At 49.4% G+C, this 407-nt stretch carries 1 rRNA gene; it reads right to left on the bottom strand.

Annotated elements, in window-relative coordinates:
• Positions 1 to 144 precede the first annotated feature (144 nt).
• Positions 145 to 407: ribosomal RNA gene (locus AC1DNI_RS22800) — 16S ribosomal RNA — on the bottom strand; the annotation flags it as partial.

Below are 407 nucleotides of genomic sequence, written 5' to 3'. Positions count from 1 at the left end.
CTGTCCAACAATGCCATGATTCAGATCAAGCAATATGCTTCGTTCTTCATCTATGTATTGCAGTTACTCTTTCAAAACTGACAACGAGTAAGCGATAAACTGCCAAGTTTATCCGAACCTCATCGGGTCCGGGTATTTCCTTAGAAAGGAGGTGATCCAGCCGCACCTTCCGRTACGGCTACCTTGTTACGACTTCACCCCAATCATCTATCCCACCTTCGGCGGCTGGCTCCTTGCGGTTACCCCACCGACTTCGGGTGTTAYAAACTCTCGTGGTGTGACGGGCGGTGTGTACAAGRCCCGGGAACGTATTCACCGYRGCATGCTGATCYRCGATTACTAGCGATTCCAGCTTCATRTAGKCGAGTTGCAGMCTACAATCCGAACTGAGAACAACTTTATGGGAT

The sequence above is a fragment of the Phyllobacterium sp. 01N428 genome (genome assembly GCF_056399405.1).
This window is presented reverse-complemented; position numbering and strand designations above follow the sequence as displayed.